Source organism: Streptomyces tropicalis (assembly GCF_029269835.1).
Lineage (GTDB): Bacteria > Actinomycetota > Actinomycetes > Streptomycetales > Streptomycetaceae > Streptomyces > Streptomyces tropicalis.
Genome location: NZ_JARJBB010000074.1, coordinates 1 through 3,438 on the forward strand (window position 1 = coordinate 1; position 3,438 = coordinate 3,438).

General features: G+C 71.3%; 1 protein-coding gene. It reads right to left on the reverse strand.

The window, feature by feature from the left end; genetic code table 11:
• Window positions 1-3,410, reverse strand: a 3,410-nt coding sequence (locus P3H78_RS32980) for a hypothetical protein (RefSeq protein ID WP_276112853.1), incomplete at its 3' end; no start/stop codon positions are given.
• Between the last annotated feature and the right edge of the window lie 28 nt (window positions 3,411-3,438).

Consider the following 3,438-nt stretch of genomic DNA (forward strand, 5'->3'; position numbering starts at 1 on the left):
ATCGCACCCAGGGCGTTGCCGTCTAGGTCGATGAAGATCCACTTCCGGCTCTGCTTCCGAGTCCGGGGAGGGTCGGGCATCTTGTCCCGGTTGACGACAGCCCCGAGAAGGTCTCCCACCTCGTTGTGTACAAGGCGGCCACTGAGGCTCTTCAGTTCCTTCGGGTTGCTGAGGATGGCCTGCAGCTGGGCGCGGTTCTTCTCCTTGCGGGCGAGGCCTCCTGCGACGCGCTCCCGCTCGGTGGTGATCTGGGCGCGGCGGGCCTCGACGAAGGGAGCGTGCGCTGCATCGGCCAACGGCAGCTCCAGCCGGGCCTCTTCGGCTTCCAGGACCTCGGGGGCCTCGCCGCGCAGGTTAAGGGTTCCGGGGCGGGCGGTGGTGATCTCACCGACCGGGTCGGCGACGGTGAGCAGGTCCTCGCCCCGGCGGCGGGCCAGGACGTCACCGTAGTCGGCACTCTCCAACTCGACGGTGAGCTCGCCGGGCTGGACGTCAGCGACGGTGTGCCACCAGCTGTGCGAGCCCTTGAGGAGGACCTGGTCTCCTGCCTGGAACTCGATCGGGCTCCAGTCCCTGCGCTCCCCCTCGGTGAGCGAGTCGAGTTCGCTGCGCCGCGCGGGGTCGAGTTCGGGCAGGGTGGTGTCGGCGGGTGCGCCGTCGCGGTGGTAGTGGACGGCGATGGAGCGGCCGTGCTTGAGCATGCGCCGGACGAACAGACCGGTCTTGTAGGCCCGGGTCTCGGGGCGGATGCGCGGGTTCTGGACCCATGCGTCTGCACTGGGCTTGCGGATGAAGTCCTCCGCCTCCAGGGCGGCCACGGCATCCTTGTCGGTGTCGGCGACACCGAACACCCACGTGCGGTTCTCCCCGCCGTACTCACGGTCGTGGCTGACCCACACCGTTTCCGCGGGCCGGGGGCCGGGGAGCTGAGCGGCGTCCTGCAGGGCCTGATGGCATTCGGCGATCTTCTTGGCGCTGGCGGAGGGAGTGCGCTCGCCGGGCATGTAGTCGGTCCCGACCGCGATTGTCCACTTGGTCTTGCCGTCCCAGCCGTTGGGGCTGTGTCCATGGCCAACCTGCTCGCTGCCGTGGCCCACGGTGATGTGTTCGACGTCGTCGCGGGCACCCTCGCGCGGCGGCTCCAGCCGCCACCAGTAGCCGGGCATGCCCTCGAGTTCCTGCGCATCGAACGGCACGGCGGCGCTCGTGTCCGGTTCGACGGCGCCGGGCTGCTCGCTCTCCGGCTGATCGGAAACCGTCCCGGCAGCCGTCGGCGCGGGCGTAACGGGGAGCTCGGTGGGTGTGTCGGGCTCCTCGGCGGGGGCGGGGATCGCTGCGTAGCGCTGCATGGCGTTCAGCGCGTCCTCGACCTTGGGATGAGTGGTGCCGCCGCGCGGTCCGGTGCGCGCGTCGGGCCAGTTGGCGAATGACCGGTCCTTGTCCGCGGCGAACCGGCCCTTGCGCGGGTGCCACTGCAGACTGAAGCGCCAGTAGCCGACCTGGGTGTGTGCTTCGAGCTCGACGTTGAGGAGTTGGCTGCCGTAGCCCCTGTCCTCGGTGTTGCGGGTCATGGTCCAGCCCTGTGCCTGGGCTGTCCTCCACAGCTGGGCGATGGTCTCGGGGACGGGGTAGTGGGGGTCCCACACGCCGCCTTCCGTCACCGGTGCTTCCTGGATGGCCTCGGGCGCGGGGGTGGTCATCGGGGCCTCCGGTGCCGGTGCGGCCGTCTGGGGCGTCTGCTCGGCAGCAGGTGCAAGGTCGGGTGTGGGGGTGGTGCGGTGGTCGGCGAAGGTGCGCAGACGGCGCGGCATCTCGTGCGCGTGGCCGGCGAGCAACCGCACGAGCCCGTACAGGTCGCTGGCGTGCAGGTGCTCGTTCTCGAGCTGGGCGCGCAGTGCGGCCGTGGCGGGGGCGAGGAGGCGCTCGATGTATCCGGCCTTGGCCTGGATCTGGTTGTCGTCGAGCTGGAGCCGGTCGTGAGCCTGGATCTGCTCCAGCGCGTCCAGGACGCCGGTGAGGGCGGGCTGCTGGGTGTAGGTGAGCGGCCAGGTGTGACGGGCGGCGGTGTGCAGGGCGTTGATGGCGGGTTCGAGTTCGGCGAACGCCCAGGACACGCGCATGGCGTCGGGGTAGGCGGGGTGGCCGGGCAGCGGCTGGCCGTTCTCCTGGGCCCACACGCGCAGGGCGTTGACAACCGCGTGGTGGAAGTTGTCCGGACCGTACGGCTGCGGGGGAAGGATGGTGAGCTGCTCGCCGGCTTCACCGGGCAGGTGCGGCCCCATCACGGCGTGCCAGCCCGAGCTCTCCTTGACCAGGGTGGCCACGACCTCGTTGTCGGATCCGCGCAGGGTGTAGGCGGGTCCGCTCCAGATGTACTCCTGCCGCACGGTGAAGCCGTCCGTGTCCGGGACGCGGTAGACGAGCCGGTCCAGCAGGTCCGGGCGGGTGATCTGTTCGTAAGTCTGGTTGCCGAAGGCCTCGTAGTCGCCGAGCGGTTCCATGGCGCCCTCGGCCAGCGGGCGTTGCCGCGGGTCGGGGTAGCCGAGGCGGGGCAGCAAGAACGGGTCCTCGGACCAGATTTCGCCCGCGCTGGGGAACACCTGCCGCCATGCCTGTTCGCTCCACGCAGTGGCCGCGACCTGGTCAGCGTGTCGACGGGCGAGGGTGGCGAACGATGCGAAGAGGTCCTTCACGTCCAGTGGCACCGGGACGTGGAGGACGTCATTGTCCTGTGCGGCCCGGGCGAGCGCGAGGATCGCGCGGACGGCCTCGGAGGGGGTGCTGGGGCTGGAGGCCCGTACGGCCGCACTCGCCTCGTGCAGTCGCCCCGTGCGCGGGTCGGCGGCCGGCCACTGCGGGTGGGCGAGGAGCGCCCAGGCCGCGGTGATGACCTCGTCGGTGGCGCGGGTGAATTCGGCGAGGCTGGTGTAGGGGCCGCCTTCGCGGGTGGCGGTCTCCAGGTCGAACAGGGCGTCCGTTTCAGCGGGCACCGCGTCGGCGCGGTAGCGGTCCCAGGAGGCAGCAAGGCCTTGGGCGGTCGGTGTCCCGGCGGCCCGCAGGGCGTTCCAGATGGTCTGCTCGGCGCTGCTCAGCCGGCTCCGGTCCACCGTGCCGTCGGTGTTGGCGGCCAGCGCGGTGACGTAGGCCTCGTCGGCGTCCAGGAGTTCGCGGCGCGCCTGCTCGTCCAGCCCCAGGTGGATCCAGGCGGGCAGTTCCTCCCAGCGGATCACCAGGCGCATCGTGGGGCGGGTGCGGCCGCCCTGGGTGGTGATCAGGATGCCGTCGGGGGCGGGATCGAGCCGCCCCAGCTCGCGCAGGTCCTCGCTCAGGTGGGGGCCGCCGAGCCACATGCCGCGGCCGGAGGTGACCAGGTCCTCGCGCCAGGCGCGCCACTGGGCGGGGTCGTCCATCCGCCGTACGAAGGCCGCGAGCCCTGAT